This is a genomic window from Ruegeria sp. YTSC003 (assembly GCF_059609785.1).
This window is the reverse complement of record NZ_JBXWMK010000022.1, coordinates 1-23,788: the sequence shown is the minus strand read 5'-3', so window position 1 is coordinate 23,788 and position 23,788 is coordinate 1. Positions and strand designations below refer to the sequence as shown.

Sequence of the window (23,788 nt, the reverse complement as noted above, 5' to 3'; positions counted from 1 at the left end):
TGGCGGTTACGATGAGCCAGAAACCCTCTCTTATCAAATCTACTTAAACTGTCCCATTGGTGCTGACGTCAGACATTTCCCGGTTGGTTATGCGACCAACGTCTCCAGTGGCGAACTAACTGATGTAGCCAGCATGGCGAAACGGTATGACTCCTTTATCCTGACGCATGTCCGTTACCTGTCTCAGATCCCGCCTAGTGGATATCTCGGAATTCAGGAACTCATGACGGTTGCTCAAGTCAATGATGTGCCACTGATCGTCCAGCACGTACCAAGCAACTGCCTTGGATTGACCGGGGAATGCCTAGATCTCATAAACCAGGCGCGTGAAAACGGTGTGGACGTGGTTGCCGAGTTTTACCCGTGGGAAAAGGGCAGTGCCATTATCGGAGCTGATTATCTGGGAGAAGGGTTTCAGGAAGCTACGGGTATGGACTATTCGGACCTTCTGATCGTGGCGACCAACGAGACATTGAACGAAGAGACTTACAAAAAATACCGTGCCGAAGACCCGGGCGAGACCATGATCATGCATCACATAAAGAATGAGGACATGATGAAGGCATTTGCGGATCCCGACGCGATTGTGGGGTCTGACGCATTCCCTTTCATTGATGAAAATGGTGCGCCTATGTCGTGGGATTCATCCTATGAGGACGCACGTGGACACCCGCGCGGCGCAGGAACTTCGGGCAAGATCCTTCGTCTCGCTCGAGAAACCGGCGAGATAACGTTGATGAACGCGGTCGCCAAAATGTCCTACTACCCGGCCCGGTTTATTGAAGACATGGTGCCTGATATGCGTGTACGCGGCCGAATTCAGCCGGGAATGGTCGCAGACATCGTGGTATTCGACCCAGCTACAGTCACCGAGAACTCGGGCTATGATCTTGGCACCAATGCCCTGCCGACGACAGGAATTCCATATGTGGTTGTTAATGGCACGGTTGTCGTCAGCGATTCCAAGGTGCTTGAGGGCGTTTATGCCGGACAGCCGATCCGCAACGAAGTCCTTGATTGACGATTTTGCGCACGATGAGATCATTTCGGACGAGAATTCTAGTATGGAAAGCAATATACATTGTTGCCTTCATGAATTCGGCAACAGTGACTGAGGCATTCCAACCGATAGAGTTTTCTGAACTGATCGATGCGCATTCGCAAGACTTTGAGGACCCTTTCGAAGAATTGTCGTTTGTCCAACTGGCGGACCTCGCTTCCTATGTGCGTCTAAAGGAAAGATTGAATGCCAGCACCAGAAACGGTGAGGAAATCGCCAACCTCAAAGAAGAGGTGAAGCACAAAGAACTCGCGCTGACGAACGCTGGAGTCGACTACAAATGGCTACTTTCTCAGCGTCAGATAGTCGCTAAAAAGCGTAAAACGGCGAATTGGGAAGGTAATGATCTTTTCGACGGCCAGCCCGTCAAGATTGTTGGTTTTTTCGTTGCGGCCAAGCACCTGTCCTCCGGAGAGATCGTTGGCTATGTCGTTCCAGAGCGGGGGATGTGTAGTCATCAACCCCCGCCACCTCCTAACCAACTCATAAGGATTGGTAAAACCGATTTCAAAGATGCATTGCAAGGGAACTACGAATTAGTCGAAATCTCGGGCATTCTTACTGAAAGGCGTAGCGTGGAGTGGGCGTACGTACTAGACGGACATGTCGAAATGAAGAGTGCTTGGTTGTTAGAGTCAGCAACGATTTCCGAGAAAAGAACCCGAGTTGAACCTATTCTGCGCTCTGGCATCAAGAAACGGGTTTCTGCAACAGACGACGAATAGCTTGGACGTACACTGTTTTGCCTTTGGTGTCAGTTTTCTGTCTCGATTTTGCGAACGCTTTCAAAATTCATTGGTTCCTTGAATTTGGTTGAGGCACTGTGTTTATTTCCGAGTGATTTTAGTGGATTTCCGTAGATCCGCGTCGACGAGGTGCGCGATGCAGTCGAAAGCGGCACCGACAAGATCACCGACTTGCACATCTGGCAGGTCGGCCCGGGGTACTATTCAGCCATCGTCTCGGTCGCTTCAACGGCTCCAAGAGCACCAGACGAATACAAGAGCTTGTTAGGTGGAATTGACCACGTGGCGCACACTACTTTAGAAGTGAACAAAATCGTGGCAGCCGCATAAAGGCTGCAATCACCGGGCAGACAGATGTGATGAAACAGGCTTACGAGCATATTCAGAGAGTTGGTTTGGCTGCCCTCTGCCTCGCGTTGGTCGTTTGGTCCGTAACGCCATCATTCTCTCACGCACCGGCGATTTTTGAGACGATCCAAGACCATCTGGAAATGGTCGAGGATCATGGCCATTCGCATGGGTTAGAAGAAGACCTCTTTTGGGCCATGCACGGTCATAGCCACGATGTGGCCGATCACGACCACAACCAAGCGTTCCTTTCCTGTGGTCCCGGCACCACTCCTGAATTGCACATAGGCGAGGCGTGGCTACGGCTGCCTTCAGTCAACGGCCCCACCCGTCAGTTCCGCATAGATCGACCTCCGCGCGCTTGATCGGCACTGCGCGGCTCTCGCGCACTACTGATCAATCCAACTACTAAGCGGAGATAATCCATGAGAACCCTCAATGAGGGCGTCAGGCGCAGTTCTAAGCGTCTCGCGTTCTTCATCCTATCCATGTTGTTGCTATCGACGAGCGCAGCATTGGCGCATGATGTTACGCCCGGCGATGCTGGCTACATCCAAGAAATCTGGGGTGTGCACATCATCCCCTTCATGTATCTCGGGGCCAAACACATGGTCACGGGCTACGACCACATCCTGTTCCTCCTTGGCGTCGTCTTCTTCCTCTATCGGTCGAAAGACGTAGCAGTCTACGTGAGCCTCTTTGCGGTGGGTCATTCCATCACGATGCTTGCAGGCGTCTGGTTTGGCTGGGGCATCAGTTCATACATTGTCGATGCCATCATCGGGCTGTCGGTAGTCTACAAGGCGCTCGACAACCTTGGGGCCTATCAACGCTGGTTCGGCTTCCAGCCTAACACCAAGGCAGCGACTTTCATCTTCGGCCTGTTTCACGGCACCGGCTTAGCCACGAAGATATTGGACTACCAGATTGCACCAGACGGGCTTCTGCCTAACCTTCTTGCGTTCAATGTGGGCGTCGAGATCGGTCAACTTCTTGCACTCGCAGCCATCCTCATCGTCATGGGGTACTGGCGAAAGAGCGCCAAGTTTTTCGAACAAGCCTACACTGTCAATGTCGTCATGATGACCATCGGCTTTGTGCTGATGGGATACCAACTCACCGGCTACTTCGTGGCCGCATAAGGAACAGCACAGATGTTTAACGCAAAGAAACCGAGCCTCGAAGAGTTACCAAGCTCTGCCCAACTCCTTCGGTCCACCATCATCGCGGCTGTCAGCGCCGTGGCAATACTGGTCGCTGTTGTGCTGCCTGCGGAATACGGGATCGACCCAACGGGTGCAGGCCGCGTGCTTGGCCTGACCGAAATGGGTGAAATCAAGCAGGAACTGGCGGATGAAGCAGAACAAGACCAACAGCTTCACGGGGCTGATCAGTCGTCCAGCCTATGGGATAACGTGTTCGGTCTGTTCGTTGGCACAGCACACGCTCAGGAGGCGTGGCAGGATACAATCACGTTCACGCTCGAACCCGGTGAGTTCACCGAGATCAAGGCAACCATGGAAGAGGGCGATACCCTGTTCTATTCTTGGGTGGCTGAGGGTGGTCGTATCAACTTCGACCTCCATGCTCATGCAGGCGACCAAAACGTGATCTACGAGAAGGGGCGCGGTCAAACCGAAGGCGAGGGCAGTTTTGAAACTCCCTTCGCCGGTGATCACGGCTGGTTCTGGCGAAACAGGGACGATGAGGCGGTTACAGTCACACTCAACCTAAATGGCGCGTACTCGGGAATTGTGCGGAGCGAGTAATTCCTCATGCCGCGCATCCAGGAACCGGGGGCGCGGCATAAAAGCGGCTATTCGATACTGGGACGTCAATGGCGGCAAAGTCCGCTAAGCCGGAATTGCAAAGTCTTGGATTGAATGTCCGTTTTGGGCTGGGACCAGCCAATCATGCTTGCTGCGGAGAACGGCAACACTGAGCCCAATTTGCCCGTTTTGATTGTTGTAAACATCCGGAGGTTATGCCGACCCTTCCGTCATCCATGTGCTCCACTCGGGTGATCGGTTTAGGGCTTTTCCGTCTGCACCCGCTGAATGTGCAATGCTGTAGGCTACAATACTTCCTTCTCAATGGAGTGGGGTACTATGGTGTTCGACTGGTTCGAAAACAGGGAAAATTGACAAACCAACAAAATCGCAACGGTCGTATTCGTTCAGTCTAAATTGGCCCATTGGTTCTTAAGTCAAACCGTGCTGGGCAAATCTTACCAATCCTTAAAGAAAATCGCCCAAACAACAGCAATGATGACTCCGGCGCCGGCTGCGAACACCAATGCTATAGCGCTGAAGAACAAACGCGGCTGGCTGGAGCGGCGGATAATCGAAAAGTGAATTCTAATCTGGCCTCTAAGCAAACCATCTGCTGCCATCGATAAAGCAAAAAGGCCAAGAGACAGCGCACTGGATCCCCCCCATAGCCGTTGCCATTGCTCATCCTCAGTCAATGCCAACGGCAAACCGGTTACGACAAAAAGCGCTGCGAAGAGCCACATCAAATACGTAGATATCATCAAACCGGTAACCACATGCCTTATTCTATCCAGTAGTTAATCAATGCGGCTTGTGCAAATTCACCAAGATTAGGGTTGTCGCTGAAATGGTACAGAAACCTCAACACGACCTCCTTCTGTGCAGGCGTCAATTGGTTGAACTTGGACTTCCGGAACTCGTGCAGCAATTCATTCGATGTGCCGGGGTCGAGTGCCCGAAGAATGCTTTCACTGGCATATTCCGGGCTGTCTGAATTTCGCAGAGTCCATATCAGATACGCGGGCAAGTAGTACTGAAAGGCTTTGGGGCTGAAAGCCGTGGGGGCAGCGTAACTGTATACGATCATTTTACCGGTCATCTCATGCCATTTGACCCCGCCGTAGAATTCAAGAATATCCACGTCATCCATACATTCGGGGTGAAGAAGTTCATCATCAGCAGGTGGATCAAGGCCGTCAAATGCAGCAATGATCTGAGTTGCAAGAGCTTCCGTTGTTGTCGTTACCTTTGGCATGGTGACATATTAAACTGGCTGAAACCCCGAAATCGAGCGTGTCAGCAACAATTCGGATTCGAGTGATTGCAATGGATAACGGACAGAGGCTCTTTCAGGACGTCAGTCATGAATTCCACGACAATTCCATTTATGCCCTAAAATTGGTTTCGCCTGACCCAGACAACAATGACTGGGTGAGCGAACTAATACTCGATATCGACCACATTGAGGAGTGGATCAGGCAGGACAACGGGCAATTCAGTTTTTCCGTTTACCAGGTCAATCTGTGTTTCGAGGGCGTTTCCGATCTGTTCGTTTCCTTTTCGTTTCCGAAATCGACCGTTACACCGCTGCCAATCGACCGGATTACCCGGTCCAGAGAACCAGTTCGGATCCACGGAATAGATTATTCCGAATTTGCCTGGACCATCGGGCTGAATGACCGCCGCGGCGGTCGCATTTGCTTCCACGCTACTGGGTATCGCTTTGAAAGCGTCGGAAAACCCGTCACCTGCGAGGAACAATATATACCCAAACACTTACGCCTACCGCGGTAGGTGCAGAAGACTGTGTGACCACCTCGGCAACGAATGCCATAGGAACCCACCTGCCATCTCACTTCAATCGCAATTGGGTACGCATTTGGTAGGAGGTACTGCACCTGTCACAGTTGGCTGCGAGTGTATTCAGCATAGTTAGACCAAATACGTAAACGAGTTTTCGTTTGCTAAGGATCAGCTTTGCCGCGCCTTTCAGATGCTACAATGCCCGCTTTGCGTGGCGATATCACTATGAGAAAGTACCGCCGCCCTGTCTGGCATGGTCGTCGCGGTCGAACCAAACCAAAGACAACTGTATCAAGCCATTGTCGTCGAGGGTCCACTCCTCCCAGCCCAACAGGCGAACAGGAGAATTTTCACGCCTTCCGGGACCGACGAGCATACCGGTAAAGAGAGCGTGGTTCCCTGATGAACGAAAATCATGCAGCAACACGGAAGAACCAGGGAAATCGCGGAAGAACGGGGCTGCGTAATCCGAAGCAATTGCTTCCCGACCTTGTATCGCCGCGCCGGAATTGAGCCGAGCCGCCCCGTCTTCTGCGAAATGTGCTGCTACCTGTGCCGGATCGTTGGAACTCCACGCAGCAGCATACGAAGAAGCTTTCTCCAGCGCATCAGCAAACAACATTTTGGTTGCTCCTTTCTCGAACATGGCCACTCTTTGGCTTTGAGGGTGAGACCATGGACGTATCTTAGACGCGTATGTGCAATAAGTCATAGGTATCCGCGTTTTAGGCGTTCATTCCCAGCGCAGCGAAAGAGTGCTCCTCAAACCGGGCGCTGGCAAACCCAGCGGCGAAAATGTCGGACGAACCAAATTTTCTTGTTGCTGCGGAGGTAACAAAAGTCCGCCACAAAGTTTGTGCCAGCCGATATTCAGTAATCACGTGTTTGGCAGGCTTCGCTGCTGTATTCTACAAATCGTGAGCGCTATTTCATGGACCCAATCGGAGCATACGACTAGCATCAGTGATTACTCAGCACGAAGGGAGACAAACATGTCGAAGTTCACCAAAAGAACAACTGTTCATGGGGTTGCTGCACTCGTAATCTGCGGTTTCGCAACGGCCGCACAGGCGCAATCGGCAGGTGAGGAGATGTCGTTCTTCATCACTAGTGTAGGCAAGGGGGATGGTGCCAATCTAGGAGGCCTCGAAGGTGCCGATGCTCATTGCAATGCACTTGCTTCCGCGGCCGGTTCTTCGAAAACTTTTGCGGCCTATCTGAGCACCTCAATGTCCATTGATCGCAGCACTGACCCGATGACAATCACCAATGGCATTTCTGCACGCGACCGGATCGGGTCGGGTCCTTGGTATAATGCCAATGGAGAGCTTATCGCCAACAATGTTGAAGACCTGCACAGTGACGGTGTGAATATCAATCTACAGACCGCGCTTGACGAAAACGGCAACCCTGTCAATGGGCGTGGCAGTCAGCCAAACAAACATGACATTCTGACCGGCTCCGATTCTGCGGGATACTTCTCTACGGCAGGTGGTGACACAACATGCAGTAACTGGACTTCGAACAGCGAGGACGGATCTGCGATTGTCGGGCACCATGACCGTGTAGGTCTCAACGATGCCCGAAACATGTTGTCCTGGAACTCATCGCACGGTTCGCGCGGCTGCGGAGAGGAACATCTGCCGCGTTCTGGCGGGGCGGGTCTGTTTTATTGCTTCGCAACTGACTGATCAGGCGGCATTGGAGCGCGTGTCAGCAATATTGCACCTGGTATTGCTAAGTTAGTTTTTAGGTCACGTTCTGGAAACGGTTTTTGGGCAGCAAAGCCCGATTGCCGTTTAGACCTGTGGCCGACACCGAATTAGGAGATTCGCAATTTCTATCGACAGTTTCGCGGACTCTGAGATTGGAAAACACTTGACCGACGCTGCACGTCGTTGTCGCATGGTTTTCTTCACCGGACTACCAGCATCTGGAAAGTCGTTCCTGTTGCGTCAGCAGATATCCATTGCGATCTCCTTGGGACGTCGTGTGCATATTATGCGTTGGGACACGGGGCTCGCGGCGTTTCAGACCGAAGACATACTCGCGAGTTATCCAGATGTTTCAGATGGAACTCATCCGTTGGTACGAAGGGCCGCTGGATTGTGGGGGCGGAGAGCCCTGGCGCGATGGCTGGTAGAGAATACCGACCCCACAGACATGATTGTCGGTGAAGTCCCTATCATCGGAAACAGGTTTTCCGAGTTCATCCAGGTGCAGCCGGATCAGGTTGAACCAACCTTAGCATCCGAGGAAACCACATTCATCTATCCTGTTCCCACAAAAAGCTTGCGTGCTGATCTCGAAGCCATCCGAAGGTCAACGTTTGCGAACCCAAAACATCCTGATGAGGCCAGAGATGCGCCTCCACCGACAATGGAACTGGCCTGGCGCCTAACATGCGCCAAGGCTGTTGAATTGGGCTTAGTCTCTAAGGTTGACACCCATTCTCCGTATGAGGAGGCGATCTATGTCCGATTTTTTGAGCACCTGCTGCAACACCGAAACGCCGTCAGAATTGCGGTCGATACGATTTATTCAGATGCCGGGTCAGCCCATGACCTGAATGCGAACATCTTGGAACTCAGTGCAAGCCCAAACGAAGTGCAACGTGCTGTCGCAGAGGTAGAGGCTGCTTTCACAGTCCAGGAAGTCGTCCGAGACGTCGAAAACTGGTATCAGGTGTAGTCCCGGGCAAAAGTCAGCTCCATTGGTATACCCGAAACCGATAAGGTTGGTTGCGAAGGTCCAAATTGGGCTGCCTGTGGTCATCCACCCTCAACAGGCGAGTGACAGTATTGTCCGCGATGCGTGAATTCTAATTGGTCAGGATTTCGGCAGCGCAGCGAAAGTCCGGTCTGGCGGTCCGCACCGCAGCGACGAAGACTACCGGTGAACGGCAGCTCTGGGCCGTCCGCGTGATCAGGCACTATCAGGCAGAGGGCATTGCTGCGACGGCACCGAAGTCGGCTTAGAGCCCACTTTAACCGATGCTGCAAAGTCACCAAACGTCCGCTAAAGTCGTCTGGGGGAATGATCTAAGTGTCCAGCATCGATAGTGGACTCTGTGGGCGCGCGCTGTAAGTAGGTGGGAAAAGCGGTTTGGGGCGGCCGCTCACGATTAAGTTAAAGCCCCAGTTGTCCTTTCATCATAGCAAGGTATTCAGCGTCATCCATTGCCTTACGGGCCGCGATTACCTGCTCGGCATCCGGGCCTGCGATGTAGCGCAATTGATCGCTGCCATCTGTGGCGGCCTGCATGATCGTTTCTGCCACCAGAATGGGGTCAGATCCTTGTGAGCCAGCGGCTTGCATAGCGGCGAGCGCCTTGTCCATGAAGGGACCATACTCAGCCTGCTCCCGGTCATAGTTAATCATTGATCCAGTTGTTTCAGCAAAGTTGGTATTGATCATTCCCGGCTCGATCAGCTTCACTTTGATTCCTATAGACTCAAGCTCGTAGGAGAGCGATTCCATCATGCCCTCTACGGCAAATTTTGAACCGTGATAGAGCGTGCCAAGCGGGAAGGTGATTTTGCCGCCCATGGAAGAGATGGTGATGATGGTTCCTTCACCTGCTGCCCGCATGTAGGGAAGCACGTTTTTCGTGACCAGCAGCGCACCGATGACGTTCACGTCGAACTGCATACGGATCGCTTTTTCGGGCGTGGATTCCAATATGCCATACGCGCCATAGCCAGCATTGTTCAAAAGCACATCGATCTTACCGAAGCGCTCAACCGCTTCAGCCATCGCGCTTTTGATGGTCTCTTCGTTGGTCACATCGAGAGCGGTCACCAACACTTTGTCTAACGCGTTCAGCTCGTCATCATCTTCTGGGTTGGAGCGCACGGTTGCGACAACGTTCCAGCCCTTCTCCTGAAAGAACTTGGCGGTCATGCGCCCGATGCCGCTGGAGCACCCTGTGATTAGAATTGTTTGTGTCATATTCATCTCCTGTCATGGTCTATGTGTGCCTCGCCGGATTGGCGAAATGGGGCGCGGTGCCAAACAAAAGACCGCGCCATTTTTAGTCATCCCGGTGGGCGCAATCCCCACCGGACTAAATCAATGGGCTGTCATTAAAAGTCTTTGCCGTGCAGGCTGTCCAAGGCCATTTGTCCTGCGAGCTTGGCGAACCGGCCCCAGCTTTGATCGACCGAGTATTTGGACGCGTTCACCAACATGTGGTCCACTTGCCTTCGGTTCGTGAATGCGAAGGCAGACGCCCCAAAATCATCGATAATCACTGATTTCACGACGTTCTCAAAGTTCAGACCGTTGCCGAAATTGCCAACCCCGGAAACGAAGTCCTCTGTCGTCTCGCCACAACCGCCCCAAGTCAGATAGGCATTGAGCCAGATATTGGGTGGCACATTGTTGACTGCGATACCGCCATAGTCGAGTTCGTGAACGGCCGAGTGAACGGCGGCTTCGTTCGCTTTGAACGTGTCGTTGTCCACCAGCATCATGCAGCCAAGCGTGCCGAGCAGACGATTGTTGCAAAAGTCCACGGCTTTGGTGAGGAAATCACCCGCGTCGTTCGCCGTATCCAATGGAAGTTCGCTGAAGATTTGGCAGAAGGCTTCATTGCTGACCGCAAAATCATCTTCACCGATGCCCGGAATGAACACGAAGTCACTGTTCGGGTGATTGCCGCCTTCGGGTTTTAACACCTCTGCGGTTGGCTGGTTTTCGAGGAACGCTTCCTTGGTCTTTGCAACGCCCGGATAATAGGTAGAGGTTCCGAAAGTTGTCTCAGAGATCGCGTTGCGCAGCGCCGTGATGAACTGATCGCGCTGCGGCCAGTTCTTCGATGTGATGATTGTTTGCGGTCGCCCACAAACCGCACCGCCATTGAGCTTGCCGACCGATGCCAATTGGATCGCCCAATGCTCGATTTCCTTGTCGGTCCACTTCCCTGGCACGATGAGGCACGGGTTGTTGCCACCACACTCTGAGACGAGCGGAGCGCTCGCTGCGTTCTGGATCGCATGAGCAACCCCTGTCGATCCGGTAAAGTAAATCGAGTGGAGCCCCTCGAGCGCCGACATTTCACGTCCTTGGTCGCCGTCGATGAAGGCAAGAGCTCCACGTTCGATGAGCGGGGTAAAAATCTTCGCCCACACCTTGTCTGACTCTTCATTGAGCTGGTGCGGTTTGTGGATCACCGCTTTGTTTTCCAGAAACAGCGCCATCGCCATCTCGATAGAGGAGCTATAGTTGCCTGCCCCTGATACAGCGATGATACCGGCGGGTTTGTCGAGCGGATTGACCTGCCTTGGCTCTCCGGCCACGTGAAGGAAGCCTCTCACTTTGCCCGCAATCAATTTGTCTTTTTTGTATAGCGGAAACACCTCAATCTCAGAGCGATCATCAGGCAATTGCTTGATCGCGATTGGCGTTGGCAATTCGCCATGCACAAGCGCCTCGTAGAGATGCCGGATACCCATGAGCGTATTGCCCATCGCGTTGACGGTTGTGACTATTCCCTCAGCCAGCGATGTGCCTTCTGCGCCAACTTGCTCATTCTTCATCGCTGCATCGGCAGCCCCCAGCTCGTCGCAGTGTTTCAGAATGTTCTCCTGAATCTCTACAATAAGAGCGAGCCGATCTACGACTGAGGTTTCGGCCCATGATGTGGGACTAAGACTATCGAATGCTTCCAGCGCTTTCACGGGTAATTCCTTCGGTACTTGCTTGAATTCGTAACGATTTTTAGCAGGCGCCCAAAAAGCCAACAATATCATTTGGTGCCATCAGATTCGCCCACTAGGACGGATCACTCCGCTTGATTTGTCTTCGCCTTGTGGACGCGGTCCCGAAGCTCTGCCTCCCACTCACTTTGCGTCTCTTGATACTTGGCGACCATCTCCTCGTTTTCATGTATGGCGACGCCTGGCTTGTGGAGCTCGGCCGTCTCCAACATGCGCGTTCTCTCGAACGCGTCATACTCGGCCATCATTCGCTCTGCCGCCTCTTTGGTATGCCCCAGAGCCTCCAAAGCGGAGCGCGCTGTACGTATCGAGCCGTCATATGTTTCACGGATGATGTCGCGGCACCCTGCGTCCCACAGATCGAAGACATGAATGCGGTCATAGGCCCGGGCAATCACATGCACATTCGGATGCGTTTCGCAGACATAGCGGACGAGCTCAGTGGTTTGATCCTTGCCATCAATGGCAACAATCAAAAGCTTGGCCTCGTCAATTCCCGCTGCTTTCAAGAGATCGTGGCGCGTGGCGTCTCCATAGTACACCTTGAGGTCGATAAGGCGCAGCATCTCCAACTGCTGGCTGCTGTAATCAACAACAGTCGTTTCATAGCCGGATGCACGCAATGCCGTATTGACGATCCCACCGACGCGCCCATGCCCGGCAATGATAATGCCAGAGTGGTCTTCGATCTCATCAGAGGCGGTGTCCTCACCGGAAATGTAGCGCGGTACGATCAAACGCTCATGGACGATAAACATGAGGGGCGTCGTGAGCATCGAGAGCGCAACCACCAACAACAAAGTGTCAGCGACACCGGCGGGAATGACGGCGTTTGCGACAGTGAAGGACAGCAAAACAAATCCAAACTCACCTGCTTGCGCGAGACCCAATCCAAAGAGCCATTGGTCGCTCCCCTTGATTTTGAAAACCTGCGCCAGAACAAGCAAGATAATGGCCTTGACTGCGATGAGGCCAAAGGTCATCCCCATAATGGATCCGAAACTGCCAAAGAGCAGGTCGAAATCCATACCGGCGCCAACGGTCATGAAGAACACACCCAGGAACAGCCCGCGAAACGGATCAATATCGCTTTCAATCTCGTGGCGATATTCGCTGCTTGCGAGGACAACACCGGCGAGGAACGTGCCAAGCGCTGGCGAGAGGCCGACCATTGTCATCAGAAGCGCGATACCAAGCACCACCATGAGGGCTGTGCTCACAAAGAGCTCGCGCAGCCGCGCTCTGGCAACAAAGCGGAATAGGGGAGTGACGAGATATTGTCCGATCACAATCACCCCGCCAATGGCCATGACCGTAACGATGGCGGTCTGCCAACCGCTGAGATGTTCAACCAGAGAGATGTTGAACCCGGAGCCGCCGTGATCGTCTGCGTGGCCCGAACCGTGGCTAAGCGCTTCGGTAAGTTCCGGCAGGGCGAGAAGCGGGACCAATGCCAGCATTGGGATCACAGCGATGTCTTGCGCGAGTAGCACAGAGAAACTGGACTGCCCGCCATCGGAGCGTGACAGGCCTTTCTCCTTCAGGGTTTGATTGACAATCGCCGTTGAAGAGAGAGCGAGCACCAAGCCAATAGCGAGCGAGACGGTCCAGGGCTGGCCGAGCACGAGAGCGATCAATGCAAAGGCCATGGTCGTCAGACCGATCTGCAGACCTCCAAGTACAAAAATTCGATTGCGAAGCGCCCAAAGCTCGCGTGGGCTCATTTCCAGGCCAATCAAAAACAGCATCATTACAACGCCGAACTCGGCGAAATGCTGGAGAGCGATGAGGTCTGCTCCGATCGCGCCAAGTATGGGGCTGAGCGCAATGCCCGCAATCAAATAACCAAGAACGGACCCCAGGCCAAACCGCGTCGCCAGCGGGACCGCGATCGCACCGGCAGAGAACAATGAAAATGTGATGAGCATGAAATCAGCCGACAAACTCAAACTCCCAGAAAAGGTTGATATGTGTCGCGCGCAGCCTGATGACAGTGCTGTCCTCGTTGTAACCCCGCCACTTCATTTATTTAGAAAATTCAGTTCAACCTTTGACACACCTCTCGCTTCCGCTGGGGTCTTGCCCGTCCAGCGTTGGAAAGCGCGATAGAATGAGTTTGGCTCTCGGTATGCCAACAAAAACGAGATTTCTTCGATGCTTAGATCTTCTTCGTTCAGATAGTGCATTGACAGTTCCAAGCGCGTCGATGCGAGAACCTTCTTGAAAGTTTCGCCTTCTTCACTCAATTGGCGCTGCAGGGTGCGTTTGGATATGGCCATCTTTTCGCAGATCGCTTCAATACTTGCTTCTCCTGATGGCAGCATTTCGCGTAAGGCGTTCTTAACCCTAGATACGAAGACCACTTCCGGCTCCTGTGCTGCCATTCGGTCTCGAAGTTGCTTCTCGAATTCTGGCCAGGTTTCCTCGTTCTCGGTGACCAAGAGTAAATCAGCATCTTGCCGATGCAGTGAAATCCGTGCGCCTCTCTCAGGTTCGCATCCTAAGTATGAAATCACTTCATCCCCTGGATGTTCAATGAGTGGTAATTCTATGCGCGCCGGAACGATATGCTTGATGGTGTGGCAACGAATGCATTCCAGCAGAAAGATTGCTTCAAACCAGACCATTTGCGGCGGGATTTGAATTTTTGGGTCTATTGATCCGATTGCGACATGCAGGTAATCACCTTCCTCGGAGACTTGCAGGGTTACCGGTGCCATCAGTGGTTTGAACACTGACAAGCGGTGAAGGCCGGTCCGAACATCAGGCGAACAAGAAAACGCAAACATCGCAGGTGTAAAATGCGCGTGTGCAAAGAGTTTGCCCAAAGCGAGCGATAAATCGGGGCGACCGGCTTCAGCTTCAACAGCTCGCCAAAGATCGAACACTTGCGAAGGCGTCAACTCGACACGCTCGGCGCGTGTGAAATCTGCTGTGAGCCGGGCTCGGCGCGCGATCCGCTCGGGTGAAATATTTAGTAATTTGGCCACCTGCGCGATGTATTTGGCCATGGGGTAAAGGCGGTTTGGCGTTTTAGCCTCCTATAACAAGGTTTTGGGTCGCCCCTTAGTGTACGCGTCACTTCAAGTGGACCATAGGCCTATAGATAATTGGCACGTTCAGATGGTATTTTGGCGCAATATGATAGTCTGGTCGGTTGATTGCCCATGGGAATTGACCCGGTAGCCCAATAAATTGTCACTAAGGATTGTCCCATGCGTGCGCACGGCCCTGACGTTTTGGGTTATGGAGATATGGAGTGTTCGACATCGGGCTTTTGGAGTGTCATAGGACGCTTGGCATTGCGCGCACGATGCGTCCGGTTCCTTACAACATTGAGCAACGCCTAACGAACCACGACTTCAAATATAGTAAAACCTAAGTCGCGCTCGCCGGACACACTGTTGTCGATAGTCAGATTGGTCACCGGATAAAACCTAAACTCCGCCAGTGAAAATGCGAAGAAAGAACTAGAGTCAGTCTTGGCGATATGAGGGCAAGGCTCGCGGATATGCGGGCATCGTCTCCATAGCGGTCACTGGCGCAACCGCAGCGAAAGCTCACTTTGTCCGCATTCGGTGAGTTCAAAGGTGTCCAAGTTTTGCGCCCGCAGCGAATGTCGGCAACGCGGGCTGCGAACGCAGCATCGCGTGTGGGTGGCGAATGTCTTTTATGGGCCGTTCGTCAAGTTGATCTGTTGAGTTCGTGAATGAAAATTTGTGCGCACTGCTGATTTGAAAACAACATCAAATGTCCAAGAAATATTCAATCAGGCAAAAATTGAATGTAGGCGCATGTCGCAGTCTCGTTTTCAAAAAGATCAGTCAGAACTATAAAGGTTCTGACCGCGTGTTTTGGTGATCTTCGTGCAAGCGGTCAGAGCAATGTGTGAACCAGTCGACCTACCAATCCACAGTTTTCTGCGGGGTATAGACTGGCGTCGGCTCAGGATCGAAGGACCGATCGAAATCCCGATAGTGCCCCTGCAACACCCGGTGGGGAAACTGTTGGATCAGTGCGAAATGATCCTGAATCATCTTGGTGAGACCCGGTCCGGCCCAGAGTCCATTCTGGATTTCGTTGGGAAAGCGTTCTGCCGGATCGTGGTAGATATTGAACATCTCGTAGAAATGAAAATCAGGGTTGTTCGGCTTGAGATTCATTTTGACCTGATCCTTGCGCACCGCTTCAAGCTGATCGCGATTGTAATGGAATATGTAGTCCCGGCGCCCAGCACCTTCTCCAAGAAGCAAGAGCCCGCTCTGATCTACACCATCGATCACACGATCCGTGGGAATGTAATCTTCCGCATCTGCCAGTCGCGCCATCGTCATGAACCAGTCAGTTATCTGCACCAGATCCAGTGGATCCTGACCGGCATCAATCATACCCGGCCACCAAGCCAGTGCGGGAACCCGAATGCCGCCTTCTCTGGTTTCGCCCTTCGTGCCCGGAAGCAAAGAGTAGCCGCCATGCGGATGCACGGTGTACATCGGGCCATTGTCCGAGCTCCAGATGACGAGTGTGTTTTCAGCAATGCCCAGGTCGACGAGTGTTTTGATCACACGCCCCACATTGTAGTCATGTTCAACCATCTGGGCCGAAGTGTTGGATTGTGCCGGCGTATCACGAAAATCCGGATGCGCCCCCCAGAAGTGATTTCCCTTGCCCCAGAAGTTCACGAAGAACGGTTGGTCCAAGTTCGCCCGACGCTCAATGAAGTTGATGACGTTATCGGCAACTTCTGAATCGTATGTGTTGTAGCGTTCCAGACTGTAGCGATAGACCATTTCGGGTGTTTCACCACGACGTGCACGCATCACGCCGCCGTTGTCGTAAGGAAATCCTTCGGGACCGGGAGAATTGATCATGCCCCTGTTGTTGAAACCACCCGCATCCTCATCGGCGCTGGCTTCCCAATTGGCGACCCACCAGGGAGGATTGCCCTCAGACCATTCGGCTTCATCGAACCCCTGATTGGTCGGAAAATGTTCTTCATCTTCACCCATGTGCCACTTGCCGAAGAAGCCAGTGTAGTAGCCCGCTTCCGAGAGTATCTCGGCGATCGTCACTTCTTCGCCATGTAACCCGCGCCCAACCTCTCCGGGCAATGTAATGTTGTAGAGACCATTGCGGATCGGGTGTCGCCCGGTCATCACCGCACCGCGAGATGGTGAGCACTCAACTTCCGAGTAAAATGAAAGAAACCGCATGCCTTCCTCTGCCATGCGGTCGAGGTTGTTGGTTGGGGCGCCGCGGATCTTGCCACCACCGTAGCTTCCCAATTCGGTGTAGCCCACGTCGTCAGCCAGGATGTACACGATGTTGGGCTTCTTACCGAAGCGCTCTTCCAACGCGGCCAGTTTCGCAGCAACTTCGTCGTCATCAAGACCCCATTGCGTGCCGAATTCTTGTTCCATCCGGAGGAATTCCGCGTCATGAACAATTTCATCCTGCGCTGAAAGGGCACTGCCAGTAGACGCGAGCATAGCCGCCACAATCGCTTTTAGAACAAAACACTTCGCAGCCATTGGCATCACTCCTTTGTCGTACTTCGCTCTGTCTCGCATTTGGCTACCCTGATCCGAAGCTCGCTGACCAATTCGGCCAGTATGTCCGCCATGACGACGGACCCTCCGTGTTGGTCACGCTCAACATTTTGGGCCATAAACTCCAGATCATCGAACACGTCGCACAGACGAGGATCGACATGTCGCAGTTGCAAGTACCGCGCGTAGAGTTCTGGATCTTGGCGTTTCAGATAGCTCACCGGACAGTTGCTCTGGTTGTGTTTTACTGGCTTAAGTGTGGACATTAGCTTTGAATGCGAAAGTGAGTTACCCTAAGTTGCGGGGTGAGGTTGGCCTATAAGGCTTTGCAAATAATGACTGAATTTGAAGATGATCAGTTAGGTGATAATGAGGGATCACCGCCTTTGACACGAAAAGAAATGCGCGCTGTAGCGTGCAGAGTCTTAGAGAGCCATACGCTTTCGACCTCACCGAAACTGAAGGATTTCTTGAGTTTTGTGGCCGAGGAAACCATTCAGGGCCGACAGGATGGTCTTTTGGCGAAGACCATTGCGCTTCATGTCTACCAAAGGGACGCAGATGATCCGACATCAGCTAATGTAGTGCGTGTTGAAGCCGGACGATTGCGACGGTTATTGGAAGACTATTACGAGGACGAAGGCGCCGCTGACGATACTCGAATCCACATCGACAAAGGCGGCTACGCACCACGTTTCGAACGGCGCATCAAAACGGACGAGACCTTAGACACCCAGGCCTCGACTGAGGTCTGGCCTCGTAGACGTAGTTTCAGCGTCCGAACTTTGCCGTTGGTGGTGCTTGCTCTGATTTGCATTACGGTTGCTGTGCTTCTTGTCTTATGGCCCCGGGAGCCGCGTTCGCTTTCCAATAGTGACAAGACGCGACTTGAGCGCGAAGCGTTGATGGAGCAGTCCCCAGCCGCGTTGGAAGCCGCCAATCTGACGGATCAGGCGCGGGCGTTGATCTGGCCGATTTTCGACTTTGAGCGTCAACGGCTGACGACTGAGATTTTTCGAACAGCTATTGACGCCGATCCGAACGCGGCCGGAGCATATGCCGGTGCGGCCCAAACACTTGCATCGCTGGCACTGTTGTCGCTAAGCGGCCCGCAACACGACGCATTCCTTGCCGAAGCTCAGCAGATGGCTGAGCAAGCACTTGCAATCGCGCCCAGCGATGCCTGGTCGCAATCAGCCGCCGGTTGGGTAGCCTTTGTTGCGGGTGACCACGACGAAGCGTTGCGCCTGTCTGAACGGGCCGTATCACTTGCTCCGAATGACGGGAATGTACTGGACTTCTATGGAGTCGTGGCCATCTTGTCCGGCAACCCTGACCTTGGACTAACAGCAGGCAACCGAGAACGTAGGCGTACCGGTCCCAATACCCGCTTTGCCTACTTGAACATTCTTGGTGCTGCGCATTTTCATACCGGCAATTTCGAAGCGGCAGCAGCGGCGTTCGAAGAGGGTAATTCCGGCGGCGGTCCGTTGTCAGCGCCGGGCATCATCTACCTTGCAGCTACGAGACAGGCGATGGGTCAATCAGAAGAAGGGAAACGTCTGTTGGCTTTACTTGAAGAAAGCTGGCCGCAGTTCCCGGTGGAGGCTGTATTGCTGAGATTACATAAGGAAGAGGCGGCGGCGAATGAAGTATTGGACCGTCTGAGATCACTTGGTTGGACGGCGCGCGCGGAATAGCCAAACTATGTAACGGCGCCTTTCAATGTCCGCTTCTGGGAAGCCGCAATGAAGAAATAAACTCCGTGCGGGCGGCAGCTTTGGGCCGCGGTTTACGACACTCTGAAGCTGGGATGTGCCAGAAATCGGACAATTCTGTCATCCTGTCGCAAGTTGAAATTTGAGGAAGGTCGCGCCATCATAATCGACTTCGCCGACCTGCCGCGCACCAAGTCTTTCGAGTGCCCGCAAACGCGTTCGAGAGGGTGGCAAAAGGAAGGTCACATACGGGATGCGTTCATCGGAAATCGCAAAATCGATCGCCTTCCGCGAGATGCGCGGTCCGAGGCCAAACGTGTCAGGCCGCAAGACCAGTCCGAAGTCCCACTCGGCTCCTTCTTTTTGAAAGCCACCCCAGCCGACATATCCGTCATCGGACAAAAATGCCCAGTGTCCAAGTCCGTCACGTACCCAGCATTCTTCCTTCTTGGCGACAAACCGCGCCACGGTCGAGGCATCCCAGGCCATTCTCAAAAGAGGCATATGCTCCGCCACACGCGGGTCGGACATGTGAGCCAATATCTTGGCCGGGTCGACTTCCGACAATCGGACAAATTCTATTTCAGATTTCATTGTCGCGTCTTTCGATGTGCTCGTCGCTCTTCGTCCGTTGAACGCGTTCTGCCAAGCCAGTTCTTTGCTTACAGTCACGCTGGGACATACGCATTCAATTTGTTGCCATCTAGATCCCGGAAATACCCACCGTAGAAACCATGATCTCCGCGTGGGCCGGGGGGCCCCTCATCTGTTCCGCCAAGTTCGAGGCACTTGGCGTGAAGCGTATCGACGGCTTTTCTGTTGGTCATTTTCAAAGCGACCATCACCCCGTTTCCAACGCTTGCCGGTGCCCCATTGAATGGACAAGCAAGGCATAATGCAGGCTCGGCCCTTGAGCGGCCCCATGCGGCCATATCGCCGTGTTTCCAAAGACGGTTTGCGCCCACGCTCGAAAACAAGGCGTCGTAGAATTTCAGCGCGGCCTCGAAGTTGTTGGTTCCGAGGGTAACATATCCGATCATGCTTGATCTCCGTAAATCTGTGGGCGCTATTTTCAACTCTAAGCCCGACTACAAAGGCGCCTGGGTTGCTGCGCCAGACCGCCTTGCAAGCAGGGTCGAGGCCGGACCATGGCTCGGAATTGTCCGCACTTCAAAATTTTCGAAACGCTCGATTGCCTGCATCAATCGGGAGCGGGACATAAACCGGCCGGTCCCGCGAAACAAAAGCGCCTGCCGCATAAGGCTGTCGGCAAGACCACGGGCAGGCTCATCCGCGCAGAACGCGAGACAAAGCGCGCCGCCGGCTCGAACAACCCTGCAAAGCTCACTCAAAGCCAGGTGGGGATCGGGGACGGTTTCCAAAGCCCAAGCACACGTCACAAGATCGAACGTGCCATCTTCAAACGGCAGGGACTCCAACCGTCCTTGTATCTTCGGCACAGGAATGTCGGCGCAGCGTGCAAGCATCGCTGCGGACGGGTCGAGAAGGGTCATCAAATTCGGCGGCATGCCCTCGGCGATCAGTCTACGTGCCAGGTTGCCGGTGCCGCAGCCAGCATCCAAAAGCCTCGAATTCGGCGTCGCAAGCGCACGCACCAGACCTTCCAGGGCGGCCTGCGCCTCGCCGCCTGCATGACGCAGCCAGCGATGATGAAGTTTGTCGTAGCGAGGTGCGAGCTTGTCATAAAGATCAACCGCATCGTCTAAAGGCGTTTCTGCCAACATCTATTTGGTCCTATTATTCATTCATCGTGTCCGCGGTGCGCGCACGTTTTTTACGGAGAACTTGCGTCGGATTGCGGCGCGGTGTGTTCGTGCTCGGGCCACGTCCATGCGGTCCAGAGAATTACGATTAGAGCCACGATCTCGATGACGAGGTGGAAGGTGTCATCCATGTCGGTGGGGGCCGAGGAAAGGAGCGTACCGGTTGTGACGATCGCTGCAAGAAAGGTGACAGGGCGACCAATCCTGCGGGTTAGCAGGAGCGAAAAGAGCACCATCGCAATCGGCACTTGGACGAGGAAACCGCCCAAAAGCATCAGCCCTTCGGTGATCTCGATGCCGTTGTAATGGCCTGTCAGCAGCATCTCGATATGGGACGCGAGGACAAACTGGTGAATATCGCGAAAGATGATGTTGAGCAGTATGAACAGCCACAGGGCCAAAAGAAGAATATGGGGATCGAGCCGTCTCATTTTGGTGTCTTCTTTCTGTGTTTCTGGAGTTTGCCGGTATCAGGCCGGGAGCACGACCGGGTTCAGATCACCGCGCCGGATGTGCGCGTTGCAAAGGCGCGGCGGATCAGGAGTTCCGCAATCGCAAGGTTGATGGCCCACGCCCCGACCATCAGGACGTCACGGGAAAACCCCGACGGCTCAGTGTCAAAGAGGCCCATCGTGACCAGAAAGAGCGCGGTCTGCGTTGAGGCCCCTTGGCCGATGGCATAAGCGCGCAGCATCGCAGCGCGGTGCGCAGCGACGTTTCGCGACCGGATCGCGACGACGGCCCATGCGATGAGGGCGACCATCGCGAGGCTAAGCGTGACCCTCGCCCCATAAAGCAATGGTCCCTGCAGGGCGTCGGGAAATACGTAAGCTACGGTCATCCATAGCCCGGTAAGCGCGCTGACGCATCCCGTGGCCGCCACGATCCGCCCGAGGGTCCTGTGCAAGGCGGGGCGGTAGCGCCTCAGGCTCGGCAGAAACTGCACAGCCCCCACAAGGCAGAAAACTGAACTGCCGAGGATATGCAATGTGATCGGGAGGGGCTCGATCACCGCACGCGGGTTCGGCGGTATGATCGCCGGAGCGCCGAAAAGTTCCGGAATCCGGACCAGCCCGACGACTGCCGGAATGAAAGAGTAGAGGAACACGAGGGCAAGGAACGCCCATTCGCGACGGCTGATAAAGTACATGCTTCAGTCTCTCAGAATAAGGTGTCGGTCTGCCTCAGGCGGGCTTGCGGGCGACGATAAAGTGGCTCGGTCGGTTCTTTCCGAAGTACCGCGTCTGCTCGATTTCGAACCCTGCCCGGATCAGGTGCCGGGTCAATTCAGCGCGGCTCAAGATGATCACATTAGGCGCGATCCGCACGGCCATGAGCAAACGAACCATGGCTCGCATCCAGCGCGGCGCGTCCTTCAGACAAACCGTCTTTGATATGAAGTGACCGCCGGGTTTCATTTGGTGGAATGCTGAATCCAGCACGGTGGGTATGTCATCCACCAGGTGAAGTAGGCTGAACGCGCAAATGACCTCGAACGGTTGGCCAGGAATGTGTTGCGCCGCCTCCGCCTGAAGGAAATCTGGTGTTCCCGCGGCATCGCCGCCTGATCGTGACCGGGCGATCCGGATCATCTCGGCAGAGAGGTCGGTTGCGGTCACATGAGCGACGACAGTCGCGATCTTACTCGCGGTGCCGCCTGTCCCGCAGCCGATTTCAAGAACGCGATCGGTCGATCGAAGAAGCTCAGTGACGCATTCTAGCTTTTCTTCGTAGGCGGTGACATCGGCGATGGGCTTTTTTGCGTACTTGGGCGCATGCCGGTCCCAGAAGGCTTGGGCAGTCATGTCGGTTTCCTTTGCATGTTACACTTCAGGTTTGAAGCAGCGCGGATGTGCCAGTCGTAAGAAACTGCGGAATACATTGTGTCGCTTTCGGTTGCCGAGATCGGGCCGATCCCGTTTCGCAGCCGGTATCATCCATGCGCTCATGAAAGGTCGATTGCTTAAATTCGTCCACCTGCTATACGCTCATGAATGAACTGGCAGGCCGTCTCCTTCGATTGGAACCAGGTACGCGCCTTCCTCGCGACAGCGGAAGAAGGCTCGTTCAGCGGCGCGGCGCGCGTGCTGAAGACAACGCAGCCGACGATAGGACGGCAGATCGGTGCGTTGGAGGAGGCACTTAGCGTCACGCTGGTAGAACGTAGCGTCCGTGGTCTTACCTTGACGGAAGCAGGACGCGACCTGATTGATCACATGCGCACGATGGGCGAGGCTGCAACGCTCATCTCGATGGTGGCCGACGGTAAATCTCAGGATGTCACCGGAGAGGTCGCGGTCACGGGAACGGACCTCTTGTCAGCAGCGATCCTGCCGGGTGTGCTCAAGCCGTTGAGACAGATGGCGCCTGGCATCCGCGTCCGCATTCTTGCGTCGAGTGAGATGCAGAATTTGACGCAGCGCGAGGCGGACATCGCGATACGCCACGTCCGCCCGGATCAGCCGGACCTGATCGCACGGCACTTGGGCGACTTTCGCGCCAATCTCTATGCCGCGACCGACTATCTCGATCGTGCAAGCCGCCCACGGACACCGCGCGATGTGGCTGCACTCGATTTCGTCGGCAATGCCGACCCCGAGCGGCTAATGGCCCCACTGCACAACATGGGCGTGCCCGTTCGCGCAGAGAGCTTCGTGATGTCGAGCGAGAGCGGTGTCGTCGCATGGGAATTGGTGAAAGCGGGCTACGGCGTCTCTATGCAGCCCGAAACGTTGGGCGAGGCTGAACCTGGCATAGAGAAGGTCTTGCCGGATTTCCCTTCGCTTGAGTTTCCAATCTGGCTGGTCACCCATCGGGAGTTACAGACCAGCCGTCGTATCCGGATCGTATTCGACCTGCTGGCCCGGGGTCTGTCAGACGTTGCGAAGCGCCGAAGTGGTGGCGATTAACAGGTGCAAAAGCGCCGAACCCGGAGCAAGTAAGGTCGCGTGGCAATAGTTGAAGCTGCGCTTGCACGAGTTCGTTTTGTCCGATGAGTGTACGTTAATGTTGGAAATGCTGCGCAATCGATCAACTTCCGCTTTGGGGAAGCTGCAATGCGGCAACTTATCTCGCGATGAACGGCTGGTTTGGGCCGTCCTCGTGATCAGCTATTGGAAGGGCAGGGGGCTTTGCTGCAACGGCACCGAGGTCAGCATTGAGCCCAATCTGCTCATTCATGAAAGGTGCGGCATCCGTCACGAAGGGCGGGAAGCGGTTCTCTGATCGCGGTATTGTCAAGGGCGTTGGATTTGTTGTCCGCCGGGGTCTTGGTTCTCTCCGAAGTCA

At 54.2% G+C, this 23,788-nt stretch carries 27 protein-coding genes; 12 read left to right on the top strand and 15 right to left on the bottom strand.

The window, feature by feature from the left end:
* The 6 genes from AC2FFH_RS22390 to AC2FFH_RS22365 form a co-directional block, all read left to right on the top strand.
* A partial coding sequence (locus AC2FFH_RS22390; protein WP_496845365.1) for an amidohydrolase family protein occupies positions 1 to 1,021 on the top strand: 1,021 nt, incomplete at its 5' end.
* A gap of 71 nt (positions 1,022 to 1,092) precedes the next feature.
* Positions 1,093 to 1,785 (top strand): DUF3299 domain-containing protein, encoded by a 693-nt coding sequence (locus AC2FFH_RS22385; RefSeq protein ID WP_496845364.1) that lies wholly within the window; start codon positions 1,093 to 1,095, stop codon positions 1,783 to 1,785.
* A 150-nt stretch (positions 1,786 to 1,935) separates the two neighbouring features.
* Complete coding sequence (locus tag AC2FFH_RS22380) at positions 1,936 to 2,136, top strand: hypothetical protein (protein ID WP_496845363.1); 201 nt, start codon at positions 1,936 to 1,938, stop codon at positions 2,134 to 2,136.
* A 29-nt stretch (positions 2,137 to 2,165) separates the two neighbouring features.
* Positions 2,166 to 2,519 carry a hypothetical protein gene (locus AC2FFH_RS22375; protein WP_496845362.1) on the top strand — a complete coding sequence of 118 codons (354 nt, stop codon included), beginning with the start codon at positions 2,166 to 2,168 and terminating at the stop codon, positions 2,517 to 2,519.
* A gap of 60 nt (positions 2,520 to 2,579) precedes the next feature.
* The gene (locus AC2FFH_RS22370) at positions 2,580 to 3,296 is read left to right on the top strand and encodes a HupE/UreJ family protein (protein ID WP_171096735.1); all 717 of its coding nucleotides are present in this window, start codon (positions 2,580 to 2,582) and stop codon (positions 3,294 to 3,296) included.
* A gap of 12 nt (positions 3,297 to 3,308) precedes the next feature.
* Complete coding sequence (locus tag AC2FFH_RS22365; RefSeq protein WP_496845361.1) at positions 3,309 to 3,923, top strand: p24 family protein; 615 nt, start codon at positions 3,309 to 3,311, stop codon at positions 3,921 to 3,923.
* A 458-nt stretch (positions 3,924 to 4,381) separates the two neighbouring features.
* On the opposite strand, the gene AC2FFH_RS22360 is transcribed toward AC2FFH_RS22365, so the two are convergent.
* Positions 4,382 to 4,687, bottom strand: coding sequence for a hypothetical protein (locus AC2FFH_RS22360; RefSeq protein ID WP_480535254.1), 306 nt, complete (start codon positions 4,685 to 4,687; stop codon positions 4,382 to 4,384).
* 20 nt (positions 4,688 to 4,707) lie between these two features.
* Entirely contained in the window at positions 4,708 to 5,181 is a 474-nt protein-coding gene (locus AC2FFH_RS22355; RefSeq protein ID WP_480535255.1) for a DUF6714 family protein, read from the bottom strand.
* A 71-nt stretch (positions 5,182 to 5,252) separates the two neighbouring features.
* Between AC2FFH_RS22355 and AC2FFH_RS22350 the strand changes: the two genes are divergently transcribed.
* A complete protein-coding gene (locus AC2FFH_RS22350) occupies positions 5,253 to 5,720 on the top strand; it encodes a hypothetical protein (protein WP_496845360.1) in 468 nt (155 codons plus the stop codon).
* 232 nt (positions 5,721 to 5,952) lie between these two features.
* On the opposite strand, the gene AC2FFH_RS22345 is transcribed toward AC2FFH_RS22350, so the two are convergent.
* A complete protein-coding gene (locus AC2FFH_RS22345) occupies positions 5,953 to 6,375 on the bottom strand; it encodes a nuclear transport factor 2 family protein (protein WP_480761838.1) in 423 nt (140 codons plus the stop codon).
* A gap of 346 nt (positions 6,376 to 6,721) precedes the next feature.
* Between AC2FFH_RS22345 and AC2FFH_RS22340 the strand changes: the two genes are divergently transcribed.
* Together AC2FFH_RS22340 and AC2FFH_RS22335 are read left to right on the top strand one after the other, a co-directional pair.
* Positions 6,722 to 7,420, top strand: coding sequence for a hypothetical protein (locus tag AC2FFH_RS22340; RefSeq protein WP_480761839.1), 699 nt, complete (start codon positions 6,722 to 6,724; stop codon positions 7,418 to 7,420).
* 214 nt (positions 7,421 to 7,634) lie between these two features.
* Positions 7,635 to 8,420 (top strand): DEAD/DEAH box helicase family protein, encoded by a 786-nt coding sequence (locus AC2FFH_RS22335; RefSeq protein WP_496845359.1) that lies wholly within the window; start codon positions 7,635 to 7,637, stop codon positions 8,418 to 8,420.
* A gap of 438 nt (positions 8,421 to 8,858) precedes the next feature.
* On the opposite strand, the gene AC2FFH_RS22330 is transcribed toward AC2FFH_RS22335, so the two are convergent.
* From AC2FFH_RS22330 to AC2FFH_RS22305, 6 genes are all read right to left on the bottom strand, one after another.
* Positions 8,859 to 9,680, bottom strand: coding sequence for an SDR family oxidoreductase (locus tag AC2FFH_RS22330; protein ID WP_496845358.1), 822 nt, complete (start codon positions 9,678 to 9,680; stop codon positions 8,859 to 8,861).
* A 134-nt stretch (positions 9,681 to 9,814) separates the two neighbouring features.
* The gene (locus AC2FFH_RS22325) at positions 9,815 to 11,482 is read right to left on the bottom strand and encodes an aldehyde dehydrogenase family protein (protein ID WP_496845357.1); all 1,668 of its coding nucleotides are present in this window, start codon (positions 11,480 to 11,482) and stop codon (positions 9,815 to 9,817) included.
* Positions 11,483 to 11,514: 32 nt separating this feature from the next.
* On the bottom strand, positions 11,515 to 13,392 hold the full coding sequence (locus AC2FFH_RS22320; protein ID WP_496845356.1) for a cation:proton antiporter domain-containing protein: 1,878 nt from the start codon (positions 13,390 to 13,392) through the stop codon (positions 11,515 to 11,517).
* A 78-nt stretch (positions 13,393 to 13,470) separates the two neighbouring features.
* Positions 13,471 to 14,460, bottom strand: a complete 990-nt coding sequence (locus AC2FFH_RS22315; protein WP_496845355.1) for a helix-turn-helix domain-containing protein — start codon at positions 14,458 to 14,460, stop codon at positions 13,471 to 13,473.
* Positions 14,461 to 15,351: 891 nt separating this feature from the next.
* Positions 15,352 to 16,980: a sulfatase-like hydrolase/transferase gene (locus AC2FFH_RS22310; protein ID WP_496845354.1), complete on the bottom strand. Its 1,629-nt coding sequence runs from the start codon at positions 16,978 to 16,980 to the stop codon at positions 15,352 to 15,354.
* Between the two features lie 5 nt (positions 16,981 to 16,985).
* The gene (locus AC2FFH_RS22305) at positions 16,986 to 17,219 is read right to left on the bottom strand and encodes a hypothetical protein (protein WP_496845353.1); all 234 of its coding nucleotides are present in this window, start codon (positions 17,217 to 17,219) and stop codon (positions 16,986 to 16,988) included.
* A 114-nt stretch (positions 17,220 to 17,333) separates the two neighbouring features.
* Here AC2FFH_RS22305 and AC2FFH_RS22300 point away from each other — a divergent pair, with 114 nt between their 5' ends.
* Positions 17,334 to 18,698 (top strand): tetratricopeptide repeat protein, encoded by a 1,365-nt coding sequence (locus AC2FFH_RS22300; protein ID WP_496845352.1) that lies wholly within the window; start codon positions 17,334 to 17,336, stop codon positions 18,696 to 18,698.
* 138 nt (positions 18,699 to 18,836) lie between these two features.
* Here AC2FFH_RS22300 and AC2FFH_RS22295 read toward each other — a convergent pair whose 3' ends face one another.
* The 6 genes from AC2FFH_RS22295 to AC2FFH_RS22270 form a co-directional block, all read right to left on the bottom strand.
* A complete protein-coding gene (locus tag AC2FFH_RS22295; protein WP_496845351.1) occupies positions 18,837 to 19,310 on the bottom strand; it encodes a GNAT family N-acetyltransferase in 474 nt (157 codons plus the stop codon).
* Between the two features lie 74 nt (positions 19,311 to 19,384).
* Positions 19,385 to 19,756 (bottom strand): VOC family protein, encoded by a 372-nt coding sequence (locus tag AC2FFH_RS22290; protein WP_195822647.1) that lies wholly within the window; start codon positions 19,754 to 19,756, stop codon positions 19,385 to 19,387.
* Between the two features lie 48 nt (positions 19,757 to 19,804).
* On the bottom strand, positions 19,805 to 20,461 hold the full coding sequence (locus tag AC2FFH_RS22285) for a methyltransferase domain-containing protein (RefSeq protein WP_496845350.1): 657 nt from the start codon (positions 20,459 to 20,461) through the stop codon (positions 19,805 to 19,807).
* A gap of 50 nt (positions 20,462 to 20,511) precedes the next feature.
* Positions 20,512 to 20,931, bottom strand: coding sequence for a DUF6326 family protein (locus AC2FFH_RS22280; RefSeq protein WP_496845349.1), 420 nt, complete (start codon positions 20,929 to 20,931; stop codon positions 20,512 to 20,514).
* Positions 20,932 to 20,993: 62 nt separating this feature from the next.
* Positions 20,994 to 21,650 (bottom strand): DUF2306 domain-containing protein, encoded by a 657-nt coding sequence (locus AC2FFH_RS22275; RefSeq protein ID WP_496845348.1) that lies wholly within the window; start codon positions 21,648 to 21,650, stop codon positions 20,994 to 20,996.
* A gap of 34 nt (positions 21,651 to 21,684) precedes the next feature.
* A complete protein-coding gene (locus tag AC2FFH_RS22270) occupies positions 21,685 to 22,305 on the bottom strand; it encodes a class I SAM-dependent DNA methyltransferase (protein ID WP_496845347.1) in 621 nt (206 codons plus the stop codon).
* Between the two features lie 189 nt (positions 22,306 to 22,494).
* On the opposite strand from AC2FFH_RS22270, the gene AC2FFH_RS22265 reads away from it, so the two are divergent.
* Both AC2FFH_RS22265 and AC2FFH_RS22260 read left to right on the top strand, forming a co-directional pair.
* Complete coding sequence (locus tag AC2FFH_RS22265; protein WP_496845346.1) at positions 22,495 to 23,409, top strand: LysR family transcriptional regulator; 915 nt, start codon at positions 22,495 to 22,497, stop codon at positions 23,407 to 23,409.
* Between the two features lie 97 nt (positions 23,410 to 23,506).
* Complete coding sequence (locus AC2FFH_RS22260; RefSeq protein ID WP_496845345.1) at positions 23,507 to 23,725, top strand: hypothetical protein; 219 nt, start codon at positions 23,507 to 23,509, stop codon at positions 23,723 to 23,725.
* Positions 23,726 to 23,788: the final 63 nt, after the last annotated feature.